Source organism: Azospirillum sp. B4 (assembly GCF_000333275.1).
GTDB lineage: Bacteria > Pseudomonadota > Alphaproteobacteria > Azospirillales > Azospirillaceae > Nitrospirillum.
In genome coordinates this window covers 1-2,481 of record NZ_BACU01000125.1, presented here as the reverse complement: position 1 = coordinate 2,481, position 2,481 = coordinate 1, and the positions used below count along the sequence as shown (strand labels likewise).

2 protein-coding genes and 1 pseudogene are annotated in these 2,481 nt (G+C 62.7%); all 3 read left to right on the top strand.

The window, feature by feature from the left end:
• The first annotated feature begins 112 nt into the window (after positions 1 to 112).
• Positions 113 to 1,081, top strand: coding sequence for a carbohydrate porin (locus tag I55_RS05900; RefSeq protein WP_044559580.1), 969 nt, complete (start codon positions 113 to 115; stop codon positions 1,079 to 1,081).
• A 414-nt stretch (positions 1,082 to 1,495) separates the two neighbouring features.
• A complete protein-coding gene (locus tag I55_RS05895) occupies positions 1,496 to 2,203 on the top strand; it encodes a c-type cytochrome (protein ID WP_199902474.1) in 708 nt (235 codons plus the stop codon).
• Positions 2,204 to 2,274: 71 nt separating this feature from the next.
• Positions 2,275 to 2,481 (top strand): annotated as a pseudogene (locus tag I55_RS05890) (cytochrome c); the annotation flags it as partial.

Sequence of the window (2,481 nt, the reverse complement as noted above, 5' to 3'; positions counted from 1 at the left end):
TGTCGGGGGGCGACTTCCATATGTCGATCAATGACTCGATCGGCACGTCGCTGGCCGCTGAGCACACCTGAATGCCGTCAGCTTTCAGACGCGCTTCAAGACCTACCATAATATGCGCCTCTCCGCCCTGTCGCTGGACCAGGACCTGTTCGACGGAAAGATCAACGTCACCGGCGGCCGCGTCTCGGCGCTGACCTTCTTTAACGCCTCAACCATCTACTGCAACTTCCAAAATAATTCCGTCTGCTTTAATCCCGCGGTTCTGCCCATCCAAAACAAAGCCCTATCGTTCTTTCCCTACGGCACCTGGGGCGGGCGGGTGAAGGCAAACGTGTCCAAGACCTTCTACGTTCAGGCGGGCGCGTTCGAAGCCAACACCTCCCTGATCCCCACCAACGGGTTCGACTGGTCGACCAAGGGCGGGACCGGGGTGCAAACCGCGGGGGAAATGGGATTCCAGTCCGCGTCACCCCTGGAAGACCATGCTTATCACGTGCGCTTGGGCGGCTTCCGCAACACCTCCCCCGTTTCCGACCCGTTCCTCAATAGCCGTGGCTTGTCGCGCATCGCCTACAAAGGCGCAGCACTGGTCCATGATGAAGGCCAAACCGGCTGGTACGCCATGGGGGACATGGTGGTGGCCCGCTTCGGCGGGGACCGGCAGCGTAACCTGACGCTGTTCGGTGGCATGATCGGGTCGACTGCGAACTATACCCAATTCAAGAGGCAGACGTTGCTGGGCTTCGTGTTGACGGGGCCATTCGAAAGCCGGCCGGAGGACACCTTCGGCATCGTCGGCAGCTATATCCAACTGGGCCCACGTGAGGTGGATTTCCTGCGCGCCTCCCGTGCCGCGGCCGGCGGCACGGATCCCGTGCATGACGCCGAAGGCATCTTCGAAATCAATTATGGCTACAAGGTCGCGCGCGGCATCAAGGTCAGCCCCAACATCCAGTACGTCCTGGACCCGGACAACATCCTGCGTCCCGGCGCCGTCCATCAGTCCAAGGACATTCTGGCGTTCGGCGTGCGCCTTTCGGTTGAGCTGGGGGCCGTATTGGGCTTTCCCGTCTGGCGATAGGGGCGTTGGCGACCAGCTGGATTTGCAGAATGGACGCCCTGGTGTGGAGAGGCTTGACCCAAGCGATCGGCACTGTAGACGAGGGCAGGGCGCCGCCCTACCCAATCGACAGTTGCTTGAACACTTCCGTAACCGAATGAGGTGGTGCCAAGGCATGTTTCTGCTGTTATAAGCTGTTGAAGCGCATCGCCCCGGTCAAGGTTTCCCATGCTGAGCGATAACACCGGGGGTTTCTGAGCTATCTTTCATATTCGCTCGCAACATGTGATTTTCATTTGCCGGCCAAAGAAAATTCATTGCTGGCTAACAATACTCCTCCATGTAGCTGGCGCCTTGTTCCGTACGATGGGGCTGCCATTACAATTAAGGGAGAGTGTAATGGCTATTTGCGGGGCATTTTACTTTCGGACCTTGTTGGCGGCTTTTCTATCCCTGATCCTGGCCCTGCCCGTCGCCGGCACGGTGTTGGCGCAGGCAGCCGTTGATGGCAAGGACGGCATGGATGAGCGTCTGCTCGCCTGCGCGGCCTGCCATGGCGCCCAAGGGGCGGGGACGGACAGCGACTATTTCCCCCGCCTCGCCGGCAAGCCGGCCGGCTATCTACTGAACCAGTTGGTCGCGTTCCGGGACGGCCGGCGCAAGTACGCGCCCATGAACTACCTGCTGGAATTCCAGCCCGACGATTACCTGCGCAAGATGGCGGAGTATTACGCCGCCCAGCGCCCGCCCTTGCCGCCGCGCCCGCCGACCGACGCCGGCAAGGACGTCTTGGACCGTGGGCAGACGCTGGTGACCCAGGGCAATCCCGCGACCGGTGTTCCCCCCTGCGGCAGCTGCCACGGCCCCACCTTCACGGGCATGGAGCCGGGCGTTCCCGGCCTGGTGGGTTTGCGCGCCAATTATATCAGCGCGCAGCTGGGCGCCTTCCGCTACGGCACGCGCACCGCCATCGCGCCGGATTGCATGCAGACCATTGCTAGCAGCCTGACCGAGGCCGATGTCGCGGCCGTCGCCGCCTGGCTGTCCTCCCTTCCCATGCCGGCGGATCCGTCGCCGGCCCGGAAAGGAAGCAACGCCATGCCGCTGGCCTGCGGCAGCCAGCCTCTGGAGGGGGGACACTGATGCGCCATCACCCACCGATGCCGCGTCCGGCCGTCCAGTTTCTGCGTCGGATTTTTGGCTTGCTCTTCGCCGTGACGATTCTGCTTGGCGTCGGGCACGCCCAAGCAGCCTCCAAGGTCGATCTGGTCAAGCAGGGGGAATACCTGGCGCGGGCCGGTGACTGTGTCGCCTGCCATACGCTGCCGGGCGGCCCGCTGTTCGCCGGCGCCCGCCCCATGCCGACGCCCTTCGGTACGCTCTACTCTTCCAACATCACCCCGGATCCGGAAACCGGCATC

What these genes read in the sequence shown, in the direction of transcription:
- I55_RS05900 (WP_044559580.1), top strand. Translation starts at nt 113, where the DNA reads ATGCGCCTCTCCGCCCTGTCGCTGGACCAGGACCTGTTCGACGGAAAG.